Below are 17,818 nucleotides of genomic sequence, written 5' to 3' on the forward strand. Positions count from 1 at the left end.
TGGACCGAGCAAGGCGTGCCAGTGAACCCGATCCTGCATGTGGAAATCCCGGCCAGTGACCTGGACCGGGCCATCACGTTCTACCAGCGGTGGCTGCAGGTCGCGGTGGACGAACCTATCGTGCTGCACGACTGCCGGATGGCCTACCTGCCGTTCTCCGATGACGCCGCCGGTGCCAGCATTGCGCTGGTGCACGGCGCGGACTACCGGCCCTCCGAGCAGGGCGCCCGCATCTACATCGGCGTCGATGACCTGGATGCGAGCCTCGACCGTGCACTGCAATCGGGAGCTGAGCTGCGCTTCGGCCCGGCCGACGCGGGTGACTGGCGTGTGGCCGAGATCCGCGACAGCGAAGGCAACCGCATTGCGCTGCAGGCACGCGCAGCTCTGTAGAGCCCGCCCACGCTCGGCTGCTGTTGGCCCAGCCGCTCCAGCTCAGCCGAGCATGGGCTCGGCCCTACAAGGTCGCGGCGCGCGAGCGCTGCAGCCAGTCATTGATGGCCGGGTCCAGTCGCGGGTCGTCCGGCAGCTGCATGCCGAAGCGCTGCTGCAGCACGTCACGCACATCACCCACATCATGCAGCGGGCGCTTGTCCGGCGCCTGCCCGGGGCGGTACTCGGTGTAGTTGCCGCTGCCGATGGTGCGGCGCCAGTCCGGTCCGGTCAGCGACACGCGTAGCTGGCCCGGGAAGCTGGAATCGGGGTGGGTGCATACGTACCAGTTGCCCACCACGTTGTCGATCGGTGCAGGCGCCTGCAGATCGAAGCGGTACATCGCCCGCCAGCCGTCGCTGGATTCGGCTGACAGCACGAAGTCGCCCTCGTCAGGCAGACGCTGCAGCAGATAGCGCTCATGCGGCGTGGCCTGCGGCTGCGCATCGTGCAGCCGCAGCGGCACGGTCGGGGTCAGGCTGCCGAAACCGGCATCCACCAGCCAGTCGTCCCCATCCACATGCACGCGCAGCAGCAGATGGGTACGCGCGGTCAGTTCGCCGTCATGCGCTGCCAGCAGCACGCGCGCACTCAGCGGCTGCGCATCAAAGCCCAGTGCCTGCAGCAGGGCCAGCAGGCCGCCATTGAGTTCGAAGCAGTACCCACCGCGGCGGTCGTCAAGCAGCTTGCGTTGCACGCTGTCCAGGTCGATCGGCACCGCGTCGCGCAGCAGGCAGCTGAGGGTCTCGAAGGGCAGCAGTGCGTTGTGGCGCTGCTGCAGCAGGGTCAGGCCGGCCAGGGTCCGCGGTGGCGGCGCATCCAGCTGCAGGCGTTGCAGGTAGCGGGGGACATCGAGCGTCGTCATGGAGGCACCGGGCGGGGAGGAACGTCCACTGTGCTCCCCCAACCGGGGTTGAGGTCAAGCGCGGCGCCCGCGTCATGCCCCCGTCGCTTGCACCCTGTACAAAGGCCGCGTCCACCCGCGACGGGGGGACCCGGACGAAGAAGGCGCTAAAGTTGCCCTGAATCCGGCCGATACAGGTGCGTCTTTCCGCCTGGAGTCTGTCATGTCGGCCGTTGTCCCCCACCTCCGGTCCCTGCGCACGCGCCTTGCCGCGTTGCACTCGGCGTCCCCCGGCCTGCTGCGCTGGCTGCAGCCGCATCGGCTCAGCGTGGCCAACAAGCTCAAGGCGACCCTGTGGGTCTGTGGCCTGGGCCTGGTCGCGATCGCCGCTGTCTACGCCTGGACCGGCCATGCCAACGCACTGGCTGCGCGCAGCCAGGCCAGCTACCAGCGCGGCAGCGATCTGGCCGCCAGCCTGTCCACGCGGGTGGCCGAAGCGCGTCGCCTGCAGACCCAGTATGCACGCAGTTTCGATGATGCCGACCGCGCGCAGCTGCTGGCCACGCAGAAGGCACTGCAGGTCGATCTGCAGGCGCTGCGCGCGACGCCGATGGATACTGGCCGGCGCAAGGCCCTGCAGGCGCTGACCGAAGCCGCCGACGCGTTCTCGCAGGGTGTGGCCGCCCTGTTCGAACGTGTCGACGAGATGGGTCGTGGTGATGCCGGCCTCGCCGCGCAGCTGCAGCAGGCCGCCGATACCCTGCAGGTACAGGTGGATGCGCTGCAGCGGCCGTCGTTGGCGTTGTCACTGCAGAAGATGCGAAGGCAGGAGGCACTGCTGCTGGTCGACGGTGACTCCACTCACGCCGACCGCGCCAGCGAGGAAAAGCTGCCGTTCGACCTCGCGCTGGCGGGCCTTCCCGCAGATGCGCAGGACACCCTGCGCACCGGGATGGAGGCGTATCAGGCCGCATTGCTGGGGTATACCGCTGCCCGCGTCGGCCTGGATGTGGAAGCGCAGTCGCTGCTGGATACCGCCGCGGGCGTAGCACCGGCGCTGGCCGCCTTCCAGCAGGCGCAGGTGGCGGCGCTGGCCACGGCGCAGGCGCGCCAGCAGGCCGGCGCACGCACGATGAGCGTGCTGTTCGCACTGACCCTGCTGCTGGTGGCCGGCGTGCTGATCACCAGCCTGATGCTGGTGCTGCGTGCGGTGCGCCAGCCGATCCAGGACACCCTGCGTTTCGCCAGCGATATCGCTGACGACCGCCTCGACACCACCCTGCGCGTCTACAACGCCAATGATGAGATCGGCCAGCTGGCCCAGCGCCTGGTCGACATGCAGCAGCGCCTGCGTGCGCGCATCGAGACTGAGCGTGCCGTGGCGCGCGGCAATACCCGGGTGCGCCAGGCATTGGACAGCGCGCAGACCGGGCTGATGGTGATTGATGCGGAAGGGCAGGTCGCCTACGCCAATCCGGCGCTGCTGGAGCAGCTTGACCTCCAGGTTGAAGATCTGGTGGCGAGCGATGCGGTGCGCCTGCATCCGGCACTGGCCAGCCTGGCCGGTGTGCGCCAGCGCGAGGAGCGCGAGATCGGCCATGCAGGGGTGCGCTACCAGCTGATTGCCAACGCCATCATCGACGAAGGTCACTTCCTTGGTGTGGCGGTGGAGTGGCGCAGCCGTGCGCTGGAAACCCTGTTGGAAACCGAAGTGGCCGCACTGGTCGACGCCGCCGCGCACGGCGACCTGCACGGGCGCATCGCGCTGGAGGGAAAGCAGGGCTTTGTGCGTACGTTGTCGACCAGCATCAATCGCCTGTTGACCACCTTCGAGACCAACCTCGGCGATCTGCAGGCGCTTCTGGCCGCGCTGGCCCGCGGCGACCTCAGCGTGCGCATGGAAGGTGAGCTGCAGGGCGTGTTCGCACGCATGCGCGACGATGCCAACGCCACCGTCGCGCAACTGGGCCGCATCGTCACCCGCATCCAGCACGCCACGTCCAGCCTGGATGCCGGCGTTGGCGAGATCGTTGCCGGTCACCATGACCTGTCGCAGCGTACCGAACAGCAGGCGGCCAACCTGGAAGAGACGGCGGCGTCGATGCACGAGCTGACCGATACCGTTGGCCGCAATGCTGATGCCGCGGGCCGTGCCGACGTGCTGGTCAAGGGCGCGGCGGCAGTGGCCCAGCGCGGTGGCGAGGCCGTTGGCCAGGTGGTCGCGACCATGCAGGGCATCAGCGAGGCCTCGCGACGGATCGGCGACATCACCCAGCTGATCGATGGCATCGCTTTCCAGACCAACATCCTCGCGTTGAATGCTGCGGTGGAAGCCGCGCGCGCGGGTGAGCAGGGCCGCAGCTTCGCCGTGGTGGCCGCAGAAGTGCGCCTGCTGGCACAACGCAGCGCGGAGGCGGCCAAACAGATCAAGGGCCTGATCGAGGATTCGGTGGCGCGTGTGGGCCAGGGCAACCAGCAGGCCGAACAGGCCGGCACCACGATGGGCGAGATTGTCGGCAGCGTGCAGCAACTGGCGGATCTGCTGGCCGGTATCCGCAGCGCGTCGCAGGACCAGCATGCCGGCATCGCCCAGGTGAACCAGACCATCGTGCAGATGGAAGCCAGTACCCAGCGCAACGCCAGCCTGGTGGAAGAGGCGGGTGCTTCGACAGCGCAGATGCAGGCGCAGGTGCATGCGCTGGCGGAAGCGGTGGGCGCGTTCCGTCTGCAGTCGATGCCACAGGCGCGCGCTGCGGCGGCCTAGCCTGCGGTTCCTTGTCGGCTGGCCGGGAATCAGCCGAGCGTCGGCTCGGCTCTACATCGGCTGCAGGCACACTGTAGAGCCGAGCCCATGCTCGGCTCAGGCCAATGCGCGCTGGCAGGAATCAATACACGTCGCGACGGTAGCGGCCGTTCTCCAGCAGTGTTTCCACCGCCTCATCACCGAGTGCTTCACGCAGCACCTGGTCCACGCCTTCGGCCATGCCCTGCAGCGAACCGCACACGTGGATGACTGCACCACGCTGCATCCAGTTGCGCAGGGCATCGGCCGCCGCACGCAGGCGATCCTGTACATAGCCACCGTCGCCATCGCGCGAGAACGCCAGGTCCACCCGCGCAAGATGACCATTGGCCTGCCAGGCCTCGATCTCGTCGGCGAACAGGAAGTCATGCGCGCGCTGGCGTTCGCCGAACAGCAGCCAGTGCCCGTGCTCGCCCGCATGCGCGGCTTCGCGCAACAGGCTGCGCAGGCCCGCGATGCCGGTGCCGTTGCCGATCAGCACCATCGGTGCACCGGCGACGCGGTGGAACCCGGGATTGCGGTGCACGCGGGCGACGAGACTGGCACCGATCGGTGCATGCAGCGACAGCCAGCCCGAGCCGAGCCCGGCGCGGCCCGTGTCGTCGTGCACCAGTCGTACCACCAGTTCCACCGCGCCATCCTCGGTGCACGAGGCGATTGAATATTCGCGTCCGGGCAGCATCGGCAGGCCGGCCAGCCATAGGCACGGATCCTGCACCGCCAGCGCGGCGTCGGCCTCGGGCAGCTCGCGTTCACTGGCCAGCGCCAGCAGGGTGCGTGGGTGGCCGTCCACCAGCAGCGGCTGTAGCGGATCCAGCCCCTGTGCCTTCAACACCGCGCTGGCATGCCGCGCGTTGTGCCGGGGCGCGATATGCAGGATGTCGCCCGCCTGCCACTGCACCTCGGCCGGTGGCGCAAGACAGATGCGCCAGATGGCGCCGCCCACGCTGCCCGGGTTGAGCCGGTCGCGGCCGAGCAGCCGCCACTCATGCATCTGCGTGGCCGCCGGCAGCACGCTGTCATCGGTGGCGATGCCGGTCAGCGCGCCCAGCTGCAGCTGCCATTGGCGCAGCGCCGCGACCGAGGCGGCATCGACTTCGATGCGGTCGAACAACGGGCGCGCGCCGTTGCCGAGCAGCCAGCCATCAACCTGGCGGCCGAAGCCGCAGTAGTGCGGGTACTGTCGATCACCCAGCGCCAGCAGTCCAAACTGCAGGCCTGACAGGTCGAGTGTCTGTGCCATCAGCCGTCGTGCAGCACCTCGCGCCGCATCCGGTGGTTCGCCATCGCCGAAGGTGCTCAGTACCAACAGCGCCTGCGCGGTGCGTGCCAGCTGCACGGCATCGACGCGGGCCAGCGGCAGCACCTGCACCGCATGACCGGATGCCTGCAGCTGCGCGGCTGCGCGCCATGCGAGTTGTTCGCCCAGTCCGCTCTGGCTGGCATGCACCACCAGCCACGGCGTGCCACCGCCATCGGCAGGCGTTGCTGGCAGCGACTGGCGCAGGCCACGCGCAGCGCGCTGGCTGCGTCGGCGGTCCAGATAGAGCATCCAGCCGGTGATGAAGAACAGGCTCATGCCCAAACTGCTGAGCATCACCACGACACGCCCGGGCACGCCGAAGTAGCTGCCCGAGTGGAGCGCGAACACGCTGGTGGCCAGCTGCGCGCCGACGCCCTGGCGTGCATAGGGGCGGGCATCGAGCGTGGCACCCGTGCCTGGGTCGAGCTGCAGCAGATCATGCGCGCGGTCATGCTGGCCGCCGCGCTGCGACGGATCACCGGCCATCACGCGTACATTCAGTGCCTGCCCGGGCTTCTCCGGCAGGCGCAGGTCGATGTAGCCGGTGCGCACGCCGGGCAGTGCGTACAGCGTGGCTTCGACGCGTTCCAGGTTCAGGGCGGCGCCGGTGGCGATCTTGTGCTTGGCGGCCGGTGCGACGCCAAGCAGGGTGTTGGCGGCGCTGCGATACCAGTCGAAGGACCACCACAGGCCGGTCAGCGCACTCATCAGGTAGATCAGCAGCACCCACGTGCCGACCACCGAGTGCAGGCTCCACAGGAAGCCACGGCCGCTGCGCTTCCATTCCACCGCCAACCAGCTGCGCCAGTGCCACCAGCGCCGCGGCCAGCGCAGATAGAGGCCGGACAGGGTGAAGAACAGCAGGGCGATCGCACAGCTGCCGGTGATCCATTTGCCGCGCTCGCCGGCGGCGAGGTGGCGATGCAGGTCCTCGACGAAATCGAAGAACGCCTGCCCGCGCAGGGCGCTGAATCGCTCGCCGCTGTACGGATCGAAGTAGACCCAGTGTTCCTTGCCACCGGCGAAGCGTGCCACCGAGGGCCGCAGCCCGGTGGCATCCACGCGCAGGCGCTGCAGGGGGCGATTACTGTCGGCCTGCAGCAGCGGCACCAGCTCGCTCAGTTCAAGCGGAAGCTGACCGTCGGCATGGTGCTCGGCAATCTCGGCGAAACCGGGATTGGCCGCCCGCAGCAGTTCATCCTCGAAGGACAGCACGGCGCCGCTGAGGCCCATCACGGCCAGTACGGCGCCGGCGGTGATGCCCAGCAGCCAGTGCAGTTGGAACAGGACGTTCTTGAACATCGAAGGAGGAGGGCCAGGAAGGCTGCCGCCCGCATCCTGCGCAACAGCAAATGAGAATTAGTCGCGGAATTCTCCGTGGCGGACGGGCTACGGTCAAGGAGGGTTTTGTTGCAGGGCTTTGCAGCCCTGCACCCGCTACAAGCCGGAGCAACGTCAACGTCAAAAGCTGGCTTTCCGTGGGTTGGCGGGGTGGGTCCGGTTGAGGGGGACGGCGCAAGTACGTCCCTGTAGCCTTGGCCACGGCATCCATGCCGCGGACACCCCCGCAACCGGACCCACCCCGCCTTCGACAGTTTTCCGCGATCTGTCGGAACGGGGTCTGACTCCGTTCTGAATATCGATATCTGACAGATGTGTCGACCAAGGTCGACACCTACCAACAGCCGCGAAGATCTGTCAGAGGTGGGGCGGTGTCGGAGTGCGGGGTGTCAGCCGCATGGATGCGGCTGCCAAGCTTACAGGGACGTACTTGCAGCGTCCCCGCACTCCGACATCGCCCCGCCAACCCGCGGAACGCCCGCTTTGGCTGTTGGCGTTGCATTGAGCCGGGTGCAGGGCTGCAAGCCCTGCAAAAACCCCCCTCACTTCACCCAGCTGTCGATCTCGCCGTGGGCGAATGGTCCCAGCTTTGCCTTCACCAGCCGCCCTTGTGCATCGAACAGCACGCTGTGGGGAAGCAGGCCCTGTGTATTGCCCAGCTGCACGCTGGCATCGCGCGGCCCCGGGGTCTCGATCACGATCGGGTAATCCACCGGGACACGCTGCAGGAAACCGCGCACGTCTTCCGGGGTATCCAGTGCCAGGCCCAGCACCTGCACGCCGTTGTCGCCCTGGGCATGGGCGAAGCGGGCAAGCTCCGGCATTTCTTCCACGCACGGAGCGCACCAGCTGGCCCAGACATTGATCAACAGCGGGCGACCGGCAGCGTGCTGGCGCAGGTCCAGCGGCCGTCCATCAAGATCGGGCAGCGACAATGCGGGCAGGCTGTCGCCAACCTGCAAGGCGGGTGCCGCAGCCGCAACGGCGGGCGCCGCTGGCATGGCCTCAGGCGCAGCCGGCGCAGGAGCCAATCGATGCCCGGCCCACAGTCCAAGGCCGGCGGCCAGCACCGCTGTCCACAGCAGCGCTGGCCGTTGCCACTTCATCGTGCGGTGCGCAGCAGCGCTTCCTCGACCACCGCCTGGGTCAGCAGGGTCGGCAGCACGGTCGGCGGTGCGCCCGGGCCGTACACCACGTACAGCGGCACGCCCACGGCCTTGTGCTCTTCCAGGAACGTGGTGATCTGCGGATCGACGTTGGTGTAGTCCCCGCGCATGTACACCGCGTTGGTGCGCTTGAGCAGTTCCTTGAACTCCGGCCGCGACAGCACGGCGCGCTCGTTGGCCTTGCAGCTCACGCACCAGTCGGCGGTCATGTTCACGAACACCACGCGGTTGTCGGCGCGCAGGCGGTCCAGCAACTGCGGCGAGTACTCGACCACGTTGTCGCTGGCGGCCTGTGCGGCGCGTGCCGGCGGTGCCAGCTGGGTCACGCCCCAGGCGGGAACCAGTGCACCGATCGCCAGCAGCACGCCGAGCAGGGTCACTGCACGCGAACCAGTCCAGCGGTTGCGCTCGAATAGCCACAGGCCGAAGGCCAGCAGCAGCAGGCCACCCAGCACCAGCGCCATGCCGTCCACGCCACGCTGCTTGCCCAGCACCCACATCAGCCACAGCGCGGTGGCGTACATCGGGAAGGCCAGCACGTGCTTGAGCGTCTCCATCCACGGGCCCGGCTTGGGCAGGCGGCGCGCCAGTGCCGGCACGAAGCCGATCAGCAGGAACGGCAGCGCCAGGCCCAGGCCGAGGAACAGGAACACGGTCATCGCCTTCAGCGGCGGGGCAATGAACGCGTAGGCGATCGCGCCGCCCATGAACGGGCCGACGCAGGCACTGCCGACCACGCAGGCCAGCGCACCGGTGAAGAAGTCACCGGCCGGGCCACTGCGGCTGGCCAGCGACTGGCCCAGGTTGCCGATACCACCGCCGAGGGTGAATACGCCGGACAGGCTCAGGCCCACCGCGAACATGATGTAGGCCAGCACCGCCACCACGCCCGGGTGCTGCAGCTGGAAGCCGATGCCGACGGCGTTGCCGATCGCGCGCAGGCCGACCATCAACGCGCCGATCACCGCGAACGCGACCAGTACGCCCAACGTGTACCAGAGGGCGTGGCTGCGCGCGCGCTGCGGGCTTTCGCCACTCTGCGCCAGGCTCAGCACCTTCAGCGAGAGGATCGGCAGCACGCAGGGCATCAGGTTCAGTACCAGGCCACCGGCCAGGGCCAGCAGCAGCACCCAAACGAACGAACGGTCCGGATTCTGCGTGGTCGCCGGTGGGCGCGTGCGCAGGGCGTTGTCACCGCGCGCATCGGCAGCGAACTCATCGCCGTTTTCGGCGCCTGCAACGGCCGGGGTGCTGGCATCCGTATTGGGCACCGTCGGCAGCAGGCGCAACGGGGCGCCGTTGGCGGCTTCGCGTGGTGCGCCGCTGGCGGTAGGCAGCGGACTGATCACCTCGTTGCGCGGCGGCGACTGATCGGTGCTGGCGTTGATCTTGCCGGCCGGGATCGACAGCTTCACCCGGCGGGTCATCGGCGGGTAGCAGATGCCATCGGTCTGGCAGCCCTGGAACGTCACCACCAGGGTGCTGTCGACCGCATCGGCGACGGCGCGGCGCAGCGGCAGCGGCACTTCCACCTGGTTGAAGTAGACCGAGACATCGCCGAAATGCTCGTCGCGATGCGACTGTGCGGCCGGCCAGCGCAGCTTGTCGGCCAGCACGCCGGTGCTGCCGTCCAGCTTCACCGAAGTGCGGTCGCGATACAGGTAGTAGCCCGGCGCCGGGCTGAAGCGCAGCAGCAGGGTGTTGCCGTCACTGGCGATGGCATCGAAGCCGAACGCCTGCTCCGAAGGAAGCGGCAGCGCCTGGCTGTTGCTGGCGGCACCCGGCAGGCGCAGCCCACCGCTGTTGCCGGCACCGGCCAGCGGGTTGTTGAACGGGCTGGTGGCGCCGGCACGCGTGGCCGGCGCCGCGGCCTGTGCGCCGCTACCGGGCAGGGTGACCTGCACCACGCGCTTCTGCGGCGGGTAGCAGACACCGGCATCGGCGCAGCCCTGGTAACGCACTTCCAGGCTGATGGTGCCGGCGGCGTCGGTCGGCGTGCCGGGCAGGGTGGCCTGCAGGCGTTCGCGATAGGTTTCGACTTCGCCGAAGAAATCGTCGTGGTGCTTGTCGCCCTTGGGCATCTGCAGCGCGCCGGCGTTGAACGCCGGATCAGCCTTGACGCTGGTGCGGTGGCGATACAGGTAGTAGCCGGGTGCGATCTTGAACTGCAGTTGCACCTGGCCGCGTTCGGGGGCGGTGGCGGTCAGCGCGAACGCCTGGTCCACCGGCAGCAGGTCCTTCTCATCCAGGGCGAAGGCGGGCAGCGAGAGCCACATCAGGGCGCACAAGGCGGCGCCACGCGCAAACAGAGTCTTCAATCAGTGTCCTCCCGGGTCTGTGCCCGGATCCAGTCCAGATACGCCGGCAGGCCGGCCCGGGTTTCGACCGCGATGCACTCCGGGAGTTCATACGGATGCAGTTCGACGATCCGGGCAATCGCGTCATCGACGCGGCTTGCGGTGGTCTTCACCAGCAGTTGCAGCTCGGCGTCGGTGGTCACCTCGCCCTGCCAGCGGTAGGTCGACTGCGCGCCATCGAGGCGGGTCACGCACGCGGCCAGGCGCTCGCCGACCAGCGCGTGCGCGATGCGCTCGGCACTGGCCCGGTCCGGGCAGGTGGTCAACAGCAGCAGGACGGGATCGACGGTCGACATGACCGTCGAGTATAGGGCCGCCGCCGGGTCAGGGCCCGGCGGCGGCAGTGGACCGCTGCGTTGCGCGGTCAGTTGGCCAGCTGGCAGGTAGCCGGCTTGGCCGAGGTGAACAGGCCCGGGGTCGCCCACTCGGGGTGGTCGATGAACGGATTGCGGTTGCCCTGGAAGCTGTAGATCACGTCATTGCGCGCACGTTCGGCATCATCCGGCGGATCGGACAGGTGCCAGTCGATCAGCGTGGACAGCAGGCCCATGTAGGCCGGCGAACTGCTGGTCTTGACGATCTTGCTGCGGTCGTCGGTCAGCTCCAGGTCCGGCTCGGACTGGCCGGTCGCCGCATCCTTGCCGCCCTCGTAGCGGATGGCCATGTACAGCACCGCACGCGCCATGTCGCCCTTGCGCTTGCCCCACACCTCGAAGGTGCCGGTGTTGCCGTCCGGCGTGCGTACCCAGTTGGAGTTGCCCGGGTAACCGCCGCTGCCGCCGCCCTGGCCGTTGTTGGCCTCGGTGGCGCGCTCGCCGCAGTTGGCGTCGCACTTGCCGAACGGCTTGTTGCCACGGTCGGCGTTCCACTGCGCGTCGGTCAGGTACAGCATGTGGGTGTCGGTATACGGCGCGTACGGCAGGCCCTTGTCACCGGTGGTGGTGGCAAAGCCCAGCGAGTTCGGCCAGGTGTGCTCGCGGTTGTACTTCAGGCCACTGCCGCTGCCGGCGCGGTCGGTCACCTTGGCGTAGCTGCGGTTGCGATACGCATCCAGGATCCTGCCGGAATTGTTCGGATCCTCGTCGGCGATTTCCAGGATGGTCCAAGTGCTGGTGCCCGAGCCGCTGTACGGATAGGCGGTATGGCCCTTTATGGTGGCGTGCAGCGAGCAGCGCAGCTGGCTGGGGCTGCTGGTGTTGACCTTTGAGTAATAGCCGGCCGGTACACCCGGATTGCCCGGGTCGGGGTTGCCGCCGGTGCTGGCCACGGTGAACGCGATGCGGCTGTCGGCCGCCGGATGCGCGCCCTGCAGGTCGGTGATGCGCGCGGCGCGGATATCGAAGCGGCAGGCTTCACCGGCCACCAGCGCGGTGTTGGTGGACAGTTTCACGCTGCGGCCGCTGGCCGGGAAGGTCAGCGGCACGCTGCCGGAGGTGCCGCAGCTCAGCGCGAATGCGCCACTGGCCAGGTTCACGGTTTCGCTGAACACCACTTCGAGATCGGCCGCGGCCGGGAAGGTGCTGCTGCCCTGTGCCGGGGTGGTGGTGGAGACCGACGGCGGCGTGTTCGGGCCCGGGGTGCCGCCGCCGCTGAAGGTCTGGCCGTTGTTGCAGCTGCCAAACGTCTGCCCGGCCGATTCGGCCCAGGTGAAGTGGGCGTATTGGCTGCCGCTGCCGGTCAGCTGCAGCGAGGTGCCCGGCGCGGTGCTGTTGGTCTCGGCCACCGGGATGTTCTGGCTGGTCATGCCGGCGGCAGGGCCACCGGAGGCGGTGATGGCGCCCTCGTAGCTGAGGAACTGGACCACCTTGCCGCTGGCATCGACCAGGGCGATGCCGTCGTTCGGGCCGTTCTGGAGGCCGTTGGTCGGGTAGTTGACCACGGCGATTCTGGCGCTGCCGCAGCCAGCGGCGGTGCCGGCCGGGACCGGGTTGTTGGCGTAGGCCGTGGCCGCCGAAGGATTGCTGCCGTTGTAGAGGTAGAGGCGGTAGCCGGACAGGTCCTCGCCCGCGGTAGCGACCACTTCGATGGCTTCGCCGACGTCACCGGCGGCGGTGCTGTCGTCGTAATGCAGTTCGTTGATGAAGACCTCGGCCTGGGCCGGCGCGGCGGCCAGCGCCAGCAGGCAGGCGGCGGCAAGCGGGGACAGCAATCGCATCGACTACTCCTTGTGATTGGGAATGCGCGGCCGAGCCTAAGGCCGATCCAGTGACACTTTGTCGTAAATGAACGTCAGATATCTGACAGTGGGACATCTATCACTAAATAGCACCCCTTGCCCCCTTGGCTTGCCGCACTGCATCCCTATACAGGCGTCCACGCAGGGAGGCAGGTTTCCCGGTCCCGAGAAAAATTTCGGGATCGGCCCTTGAAAGGCCTGTGGAGGTCTCCATCTCTGTCGTGCTCCCGACTTGTCGGGCTTTTTCACGCGCGTTGCTGGCACTCGCCTGGTGTGACTGCTAACATCGCCGGACTTTTTCAGACCAATCAATAACTTAAGAGGTCTCTCATGAGCATCAAGCCGCTGCACGACCGCGTTGTGGTCAAGCCGATCGAAGCCGACGAAATCTCCGCCGGTGGCATCGTCATCCCCGACTCGGCCAAGGAAAAGTCCACCAAGGGTGAAGTTGTGGCCGTCGGCCCGGGCAAGCCGCTGGACAACGGCAACGTGCGCGCGCCGTCGCTGAAGGTTGGCGACAAGGTCATCTACGGCCAGTACGCCGGCAGCTCGTACAAGAGCGAAGGCGTCGAGTACAAGGTCCTGCGCGAAGACGACGTGCTCGCCATCATCGGCTGAGCCTCGGCGCGACCTGCTTTTCTGTAAGACATCCCTTTTCGTCGCCGGGCCCGGCCCGGCGCAAACATCGAGGTAATCGCAATGGCTGCCAAGGATATTCGTTTCGGTGAAGACGCCCGTTCGCGCATGGTGCGCGGCGTCAACGTTCTCGCCAATGCCGTCAAGGCCACCCTGGGCCCGAAGGGCCGCAACGTCGTGCTGGAAAAGAGCTTCGGCGCGCCGACCATCACCAAGGACGGCGTCTCCGTCGCCAAGGAAATCGAACTGGCTGACAAGTTCGAAAACATGGGCGCGCAGATGGTGAAGGAAGTTGCTTCCCGCACCAACGACGACGCGGGCGACGGCACCACCACCGCCACCGTGCTGGCCCAGGCCCTGATCCGCGAAGGCGCCAAGGCTGTGGCCGCCGGCATGAACCCGATGGACCTCAAGCGCGGTATCGACAAGGCCGTTTCGGCCGCCGTGGCCGAGCTGAAGAACATCTCCAAGCCGACCGCCGACGACAAGGCGATCGCCCAGGTCGGTACCATCTCGGCCAACTCGGACGAGTCGATCGGCCAGATCATCGCTGACGCGATGAAGGAAGTCGGCAAGGAAGGCGTCATCACCGTTGAAGAAGGCTCGGGCCTGGACAACGAGCTGGACGTGGTCAAGGGCATGCAGTTCGACCGCGGCTACCTGTCGCCTTACTTCATCAACAACCAGCAGTCGCAGACCGCTGACCTGGATGACCCGTTCATCCTGCTGCACGACAAGAAGATCTCCAACGTCCGCGACCTGCTGCCGGTGCTGGAAGGCGTCGCCAAGGCCGGCAAGCCGCTGCTGATCGTGGCCGAGGAAGTTGAAGGCGAAGCGCTGGCCACCCTGGTCGTCAACACCATCCGTGGCATCGTCAAGGTCGTGGCCGTCAAGGCGCCGGGCTTCGGCGACCGTCGCAAGGCGATGCTGGAAGACATGGCCGTGCTGACCGGCGGCACCGTGATCTCCGAAGAAGTCGGCCTGTCGCTCGAGAAGGCCACCATCAAGGACCTGGGCCGCGCCAAGAAGGTGCAGGTCTCCAAGGAGAACACCACCATCATCGACGGCGTCGGCGACAAGGCCAACGTTGATGCACGCGTGGCGCAGATCAAGACCCAGATCCAGGACACCTCCTCGGATTACGACCGCGAGAAGCTGCAGGAACGCGTGGCCAAGCTGGCCGGCGGTGTTGCCGTGATCAAGGTCGGCGCCTCGACCGAAATCGAAATGAAGGAAAAGAAGGATCGCGTCGACGACGCCCTGCACGCCACCCGTGCGGCCGTTGAAGAAGGCGTGGTTCCGGGCGGCGGCGTTGCGCTGGTCCGCGCGATCACCGCGCTGGCCGGCCTGAAGGGCGCCAACGAAGACCAGAACCACGGCATCCAGATCGCCCTGCGTGCGATGGAAGCCCCGCTGCGCGAGATCGTTGCCAACGCCGGTGACGAGCCGTCGGTCATCATCAACAAGGTCAAGGAAGGCACCGGCAGCTTCGGCTACAACGCCGCCACCGGCGAGTTCGGCGACATGCTGCAGTTCGGCATCCTGGACCCGACCAAGGTGACCCGTTCGGCGCTGCAGAACGCAGCCTCGATCGCTGGCCTGATGATCACGACCGAAGCCATGGTTGCCGAAGCTCCGAAGAAGGACGAGCCGGCCATGGGCGGCGCCGGTGGCATGGGCGGCATGGGTGGCATGGGCGGCATGGACTTCTAAGTCCCCGCGTTACCGATGCAATGAAAAACCCCGCCGGAAGGCGGGGTTTTTTTTGGGGGCCGGTCGGAATCGAATCAGATCCACGCCATGCGTGGATACCGCTCCCAGGCGGGTATCTACGCGCGGCCCTCGCGCCGCTGCAGCCACAGGTGGGCCGCCAGCAGGGCCAGCGCGCCACCCGCGATCATGCCCTGTACCCACGGCAGCTCCGTGATCGGCGCAAGCAGCAGGCCCGCCGCCATGCCGATCAGGCTGGCGCCGGCGCCCACCCGCTGCCGCCGCTGCCGATGTGCAGCCTGGCGATGGCGTGCGGCGATGCGCAGGCGCCGTGCATCCGGCTGCAACACCGCTTCGGCAATGGCATCGATCTCTGGGCGATTCATCCTGTCTCCTGCATTGCGTCCGTGTCTGCATGCTGCACGACTGCGGGACCTGTGTGCAACGGCAACGCTTCGATCATCTGACGAACGCCTTCGCCGCGCCGTACTCCCACTGCCACGGCACGCCGGTGTCGCCCAGCACAAACGCTACCAGGGCCGGGAAGGCCGCCTCTGCCCGCACATCGTTGCCCAGGATCACCACGCAGCGCTGGTGCTGCTCCACGCATACCAGCGTGTTGCCCACTGCATCGTCGTGGCCGCCCTTGTAGAAGCCTGCGCCCTGCGGGCCGAGAAACGTCACCACGCCCAGACCTGCCGCCAGGTCCTTGCGTTGCTGCGCCTTCGGCAACTCCGGTTGCAGGGTGGGGAACTGGCTGGCCGTGGTGATGGGCAGCTGCGGCCGCACCAGCTCCCTGCGCATCGGTGCGGATAGCCCGTCGCCACGCACGTAACCGGCGGCGAAGCGGGTCATGTCGGCAATGGTGGTATCCATGGACCCTGCCGCACGTACGCGGCTGCGCTCATCATGCGGTTCGGCCACACCTTCCGCCGTCCAGCCATCGGCCAGGTTGGCGGCGAAATCCTCGCGCCACATCATGCTGGTGCGGGTCATGCCGAAGCGGTCGAACACCCGCTGCTGCATCAACGCGCCCACATCCTCGCCCAGCCGCCCGCGTTCGATCACGAACTGCAGCAGGATCAGTCCCTCCCCGGAATACCCATATCGACTACCCGGATCAAAGTGGAACTTCAGGCGCCCATCGGGCTCCAGGAAGCCGAAGTTGGCAAAGCCACTGGAATGGTTGAGCAGCAGGCGTGGGGTGAGCTGGCGCCAGCGGGCATCGCCGGCCAGCACGCTGTAGTCGGCGTACTTCTTCGGTTCCGGTGGATAGTCCGGCAGCGGTTTGTCCAGGGCGGTAGCGATGCTCGCATCCAGATCGATCCGCGCGTCCTGCGCCAGCTGTGCGACCAGGTGGCCGAAAGCCATCTTGGTCAGTGACGCAGCGTACATCACGGTGTCGGTGCGCAGCGGCTCGCCTGCGGCATTTCGCTCGCCGTAGGCGGCCACATGCACCACCTTGCCGCCATCGATCACCGCCAGCGCCATGCCGCGCGCGTGGGCGGCATGCATCAAGCGCTGGGCTTCGGCGTCGATGTGGGCCGGGGTGGGTAACGGGGGCGGCGCGGCCAGCACGGCCAGCGGGAACAGCGTCAGCAACAACAGGGCAGCACGGCGCATGCGTGAACCTCCTGGTGGGACGTGGCGCGATGCTACCGCAGCTTCGGCTGCTTCCAGCCCCTTGTGCCAGGAGCGCACCCTGCGTGGATCGGCGGCTGGCCCGGCCAGTCTTGCATTCTGTTGTGGCGTGAATATGATTAGGCGCCTAAACATAACGGAAATCATGATGCTCGAGGCAAAGCATGGCGCCCTTCTGGACGAGGCCCGGCGGCGCGGCCACGCCAATGTCGCCCAGCTGCATCTGTGCTTCCAGTTGCTGTCGCTGTCCTCGACAATCGATCGCGACTGCGCCGCCCGGCTGGCACCACACGGGCTCAGTGAGGGTCGCTTCATCGTGCTGTTCCTGTTGCATGGGGCTGGCGGCACGTTGCCGCCCCACGTGCTGGCCGAGCGCGCAGGCGTGACCCGCGCCACCATCAGCGGCCTGTTGGATGGCCTGCAGCGCGAAGGACTGCTGCAGCGTCGCTGCGATGCCGAGGATGGCCGCCGCCTGCAGATCGTACTGACGGGACCGGGTAAGCGCTTGGCCGAGACGCTGTTCGACCAGCACACGCAGTGGATCGGTGGCCTGTTCAATGCTCTGGACTCCGATGAACAGCAGCACCTGTCGCGATTGCTGCACAAGGTCTGGCAGCACACCGATGCCGGACGAGAGCCTGCAGCATGAGCCCGGCGATTGCGGCGGAACGGCTGCATGCCCTCAACACTGGCAGCGTCGCCGCCAGCCATCTGGCTGAATGCCTGGCGGTGGATTTCGCCGCGCTGCTGCAGGTGGTAGCGCCTGCGCTTGCACCGGAAGCGCTGCAACGCATGCAGGATGCTTCAGGCAAGGGCATCACACTGCGCATGGCCTTGGCTGCGCAACTGCTGCGTGAGGCGGGGCAGGGCGATCCCGTGCAATGGCAGGACCATGCGTCCGACACCGTGCGCGGGTGGGCCTGCTACCTGATCGGCAGCGATGCCCGCGCGACGTTGGCAGAGAAGCTGCAGCAGATGCGCACGCTGGCCGACGATCCACACTTCGGTGTGCGCGAATGGGCGTGGCTGGCACTACGCACGGACATCGTTGCCGCGCCGATGCAGGCGCTTGAGTACCTGCAACCGTGGACACAGGAAACTTCGCCGTACCTGCGCCGCTTCGCCTGCGAAGCAATGCGTCCGCGCGGTGTCTGGGCCACACATATCGCGCTGTTCAAGCAGCACCCTGAACATGCATTGCCGATGCTGGAAGCACTGGCTGACGACCCGGAACGCTACGTGCAGGATTCGGTCGGCAACTGGCTCAATGATGCCGGCAAGACTCAGCCGAAGTGGCTGCGCGTGCTGTGCACGCGTTGGCAGCACGAGCGCCGCAGCGACGCCAACGCCTACATCCGCAAACGCGCACTGCGCTCGCTCCGGTAGTGCCGGATGCTGGCCGACAAACC

14 protein-coding genes are annotated in these 17,818 nt (G+C 67.4%); 6 read left to right on the forward strand and 8 right to left on the reverse strand.

Annotated elements, in window-relative coordinates:
* The first annotated feature begins 21 nt into the window (after positions 1-21).
* Positions 22-393 (forward strand): VOC family protein, encoded by a 372-nt coding sequence (locus RI032_RS11005; protein ID WP_019338950.1) that lies wholly within the window; start codon positions 22-24, stop codon positions 391-393.
* Positions 394-457: 64 nt separating this feature from the next.
* Here RI032_RS11005 and RI032_RS11010 read toward each other — a convergent pair whose 3' ends face one another.
* Complete coding sequence (locus RI032_RS11010; protein ID WP_019338949.1) at positions 458-1,297, reverse strand: arylamine N-acetyltransferase family protein; 840 nt, start codon at positions 1,295-1,297, stop codon at positions 458-460.
* Positions 1,298-1,499: 202 nt separating this feature from the next.
* On the opposite strand from RI032_RS11010, the gene RI032_RS11015 reads away from it, so the two are divergent.
* Positions 1,500-4,040: a methyl-accepting chemotaxis protein gene (locus tag RI032_RS11015; RefSeq protein WP_322547008.1), complete on the forward strand. Its 2,541-nt coding sequence runs from the start codon at positions 1,500-1,502 to the stop codon at positions 4,038-4,040.
* A gap of 121 nt (positions 4,041-4,161) precedes the next feature.
* Here the strand turns inward: RI032_RS11015 and RI032_RS11020 are convergent, their stop codons facing one another.
* From RI032_RS11020 to RI032_RS11040, 5 genes are all read right to left on the reverse strand, one after another.
* Positions 4,162-6,684: a PepSY domain-containing protein gene (locus RI032_RS11020; protein WP_049408957.1), complete on the reverse strand. Its 2,523-nt coding sequence runs from the start codon at positions 6,682-6,684 to the stop codon at positions 4,162-4,164.
* 581 nt (positions 6,685-7,265) lie between these two features.
* The gene (locus RI032_RS11025; RefSeq protein WP_322547009.1) at positions 7,266-7,829 is read right to left on the reverse strand and encodes a TlpA family protein disulfide reductase; all 564 of its coding nucleotides are present in this window, start codon (positions 7,827-7,829) and stop codon (positions 7,266-7,268) included.
* A complete protein-coding gene (locus RI032_RS11030; RefSeq protein WP_322547010.1) occupies positions 7,826-10,207 on the reverse strand; it encodes a protein-disulfide reductase DsbD domain-containing protein in 2,382 nt (793 codons plus the stop codon). Before RI032_RS11030 ends, RI032_RS11025 begins: the two co-directional genes overlap by 4 nt.
* The gene (gene cutA, locus RI032_RS11035) at positions 10,204-10,542 is read right to left on the reverse strand and encodes a divalent-cation tolerance protein CutA (RefSeq protein WP_010481118.1); all 339 of its coding nucleotides are present in this window, start codon (positions 10,540-10,542) and stop codon (positions 10,204-10,206) included. The genes RI032_RS11030 and cutA overlap by 4 nt, the downstream gene beginning before the upstream one ends.
* A gap of 68 nt (positions 10,543-10,610) precedes the next feature.
* On the reverse strand, positions 10,611-12,401 hold the full coding sequence (locus RI032_RS11040) for an endonuclease (protein ID WP_322547011.1): 1,791 nt from the start codon (positions 12,399-12,401) through the stop codon (positions 10,611-10,613).
* Between the two features lie 351 nt (positions 12,402-12,752).
* Between RI032_RS11040 and RI032_RS11045 the strand changes: the two genes are divergently transcribed.
* Positions 12,753-13,040 (forward strand): co-chaperone GroES, encoded by a 288-nt coding sequence (locus RI032_RS11045; protein ID WP_019338944.1) that lies wholly within the window; start codon positions 12,753-12,755, stop codon positions 13,038-13,040.
* A gap of 81 nt (positions 13,041-13,121) precedes the next feature.
* Positions 13,122-14,771, forward strand: a complete 1,650-nt coding sequence (gene groL / locus RI032_RS11050) for a chaperonin GroEL (protein WP_005411226.1) — start codon at positions 13,122-13,124, stop codon at positions 14,769-14,771.
* A gap of 116 nt (positions 14,772-14,887) precedes the next feature.
* Here the strand turns inward: groL and RI032_RS11055 are convergent, their stop codons facing one another.
* Positions 14,888-15,154, reverse strand: coding sequence for a hypothetical protein (locus RI032_RS11055; protein ID WP_049413040.1), 267 nt, complete (start codon positions 15,152-15,154; stop codon positions 14,888-14,890).
* Between the two features lie 73 nt (positions 15,155-15,227).
* Positions 15,228-16,391: a serine hydrolase domain-containing protein gene (locus RI032_RS11060; RefSeq protein ID WP_322547012.1), complete on the reverse strand. Its 1,164-nt coding sequence runs from the start codon at positions 16,389-16,391 to the stop codon at positions 15,228-15,230.
* Positions 16,392-16,557: 166 nt separating this feature from the next.
* Between RI032_RS11060 and RI032_RS11065 the strand changes: the two genes are divergently transcribed.
* Positions 16,558-17,058, forward strand: a complete 501-nt coding sequence (locus tag RI032_RS11065) for a MarR family winged helix-turn-helix transcriptional regulator (RefSeq protein WP_260363689.1) — start codon at positions 16,558-16,560, stop codon at positions 17,056-17,058.
* On the forward strand, positions 17,055-17,795 hold the full coding sequence (locus tag RI032_RS11070) for a DNA alkylation repair protein (protein ID WP_322547013.1): 741 nt from the start codon (positions 17,055-17,057) through the stop codon (positions 17,793-17,795). Before RI032_RS11065 ends, RI032_RS11070 begins: the two co-directional genes overlap by 4 nt.
* Positions 17,796-17,818 lie beyond the last annotated feature (23 nt).

Source organism: Stenotrophomonas geniculata, assembly GCF_034508895.1.
Classification (GTDB): domain Bacteria; phylum Pseudomonadota; class Gammaproteobacteria; order Xanthomonadales; family Xanthomonadaceae; genus Stenotrophomonas; species Stenotrophomonas geniculata.

Bases quoted from the DNA above. Each gene is read 5' to 3' on its own strand.
- RI032_RS11060 (WP_322547012.1), bottom strand. From the start codon at position 16,391: ATGCGCCGTGCTGCCCTGTTGTTGCTGACGCTGTTCCCGCTGGCCGTG.
- RI032_RS11025 (WP_322547009.1), bottom strand. From the start codon at position 7,829: ATGAAGTGGCAACGGCCAGCGCTGCTGTGGACAGCGGTGCTGGCCGCC.
- RI032_RS11015 (WP_322547008.1), top strand. From the start codon at position 1,500: ATGTCGGCCGTTGTCCCCCACCTCCGGTCCCTGCGCACGCGCCTTGCC.
- RI032_RS11065 (WP_260363689.1), top strand. From the start codon at position 16,558: ATGCTCGAGGCAAAGCATGGCGCCCTTCTGGACGAGGCCCGGCGGCGC.
- RI032_RS11010 (WP_019338949.1), bottom strand. From the start codon at position 1,297: ATGACGACGCTCGATGTCCCCCGCTACCTGCAACGCCTGCAGCTGGAT.
- groL (WP_005411226.1), top strand. From the start codon at position 13,122: ATGGCTGCCAAGGATATTCGTTTCGGTGAAGACGCCCGTTCGCGCATG.
- RI032_RS11070 (WP_322547013.1), top strand. From the start codon at position 17,055: ATGAGCCCGGCGATTGCGGCGGAACGGCTGCATGCCCTCAACACTGGC.
- cutA (WP_010481118.1), bottom strand. From the start codon at position 10,542: ATGTCGACCGTCGATCCCGTCCTGCTGCTGTTGACCACCTGCCCGGAC.
- RI032_RS11055 (WP_049413040.1), bottom strand. From the start codon at position 15,154: ATGAATCGCCCAGAGATCGATGCCATTGCCGAAGCGGTGTTGCAGCCG.
- RI032_RS11045 (WP_019338944.1), top strand. From the start codon at position 12,753: ATGAGCATCAAGCCGCTGCACGACCGCGTTGTGGTCAAGCCGATCGAA.
- RI032_RS11020 (WP_049408957.1), bottom strand. From the start codon at position 6,684: ATGTTCAAGAACGTCCTGTTCCAACTGCACTGGCTGCTGGGCATCACC.
- RI032_RS11040 (WP_322547011.1), bottom strand. From the start codon at position 12,401: ATGCGATTGCTGTCCCCGCTTGCCGCCGCCTGCCTGCTGGCGCTGGCC.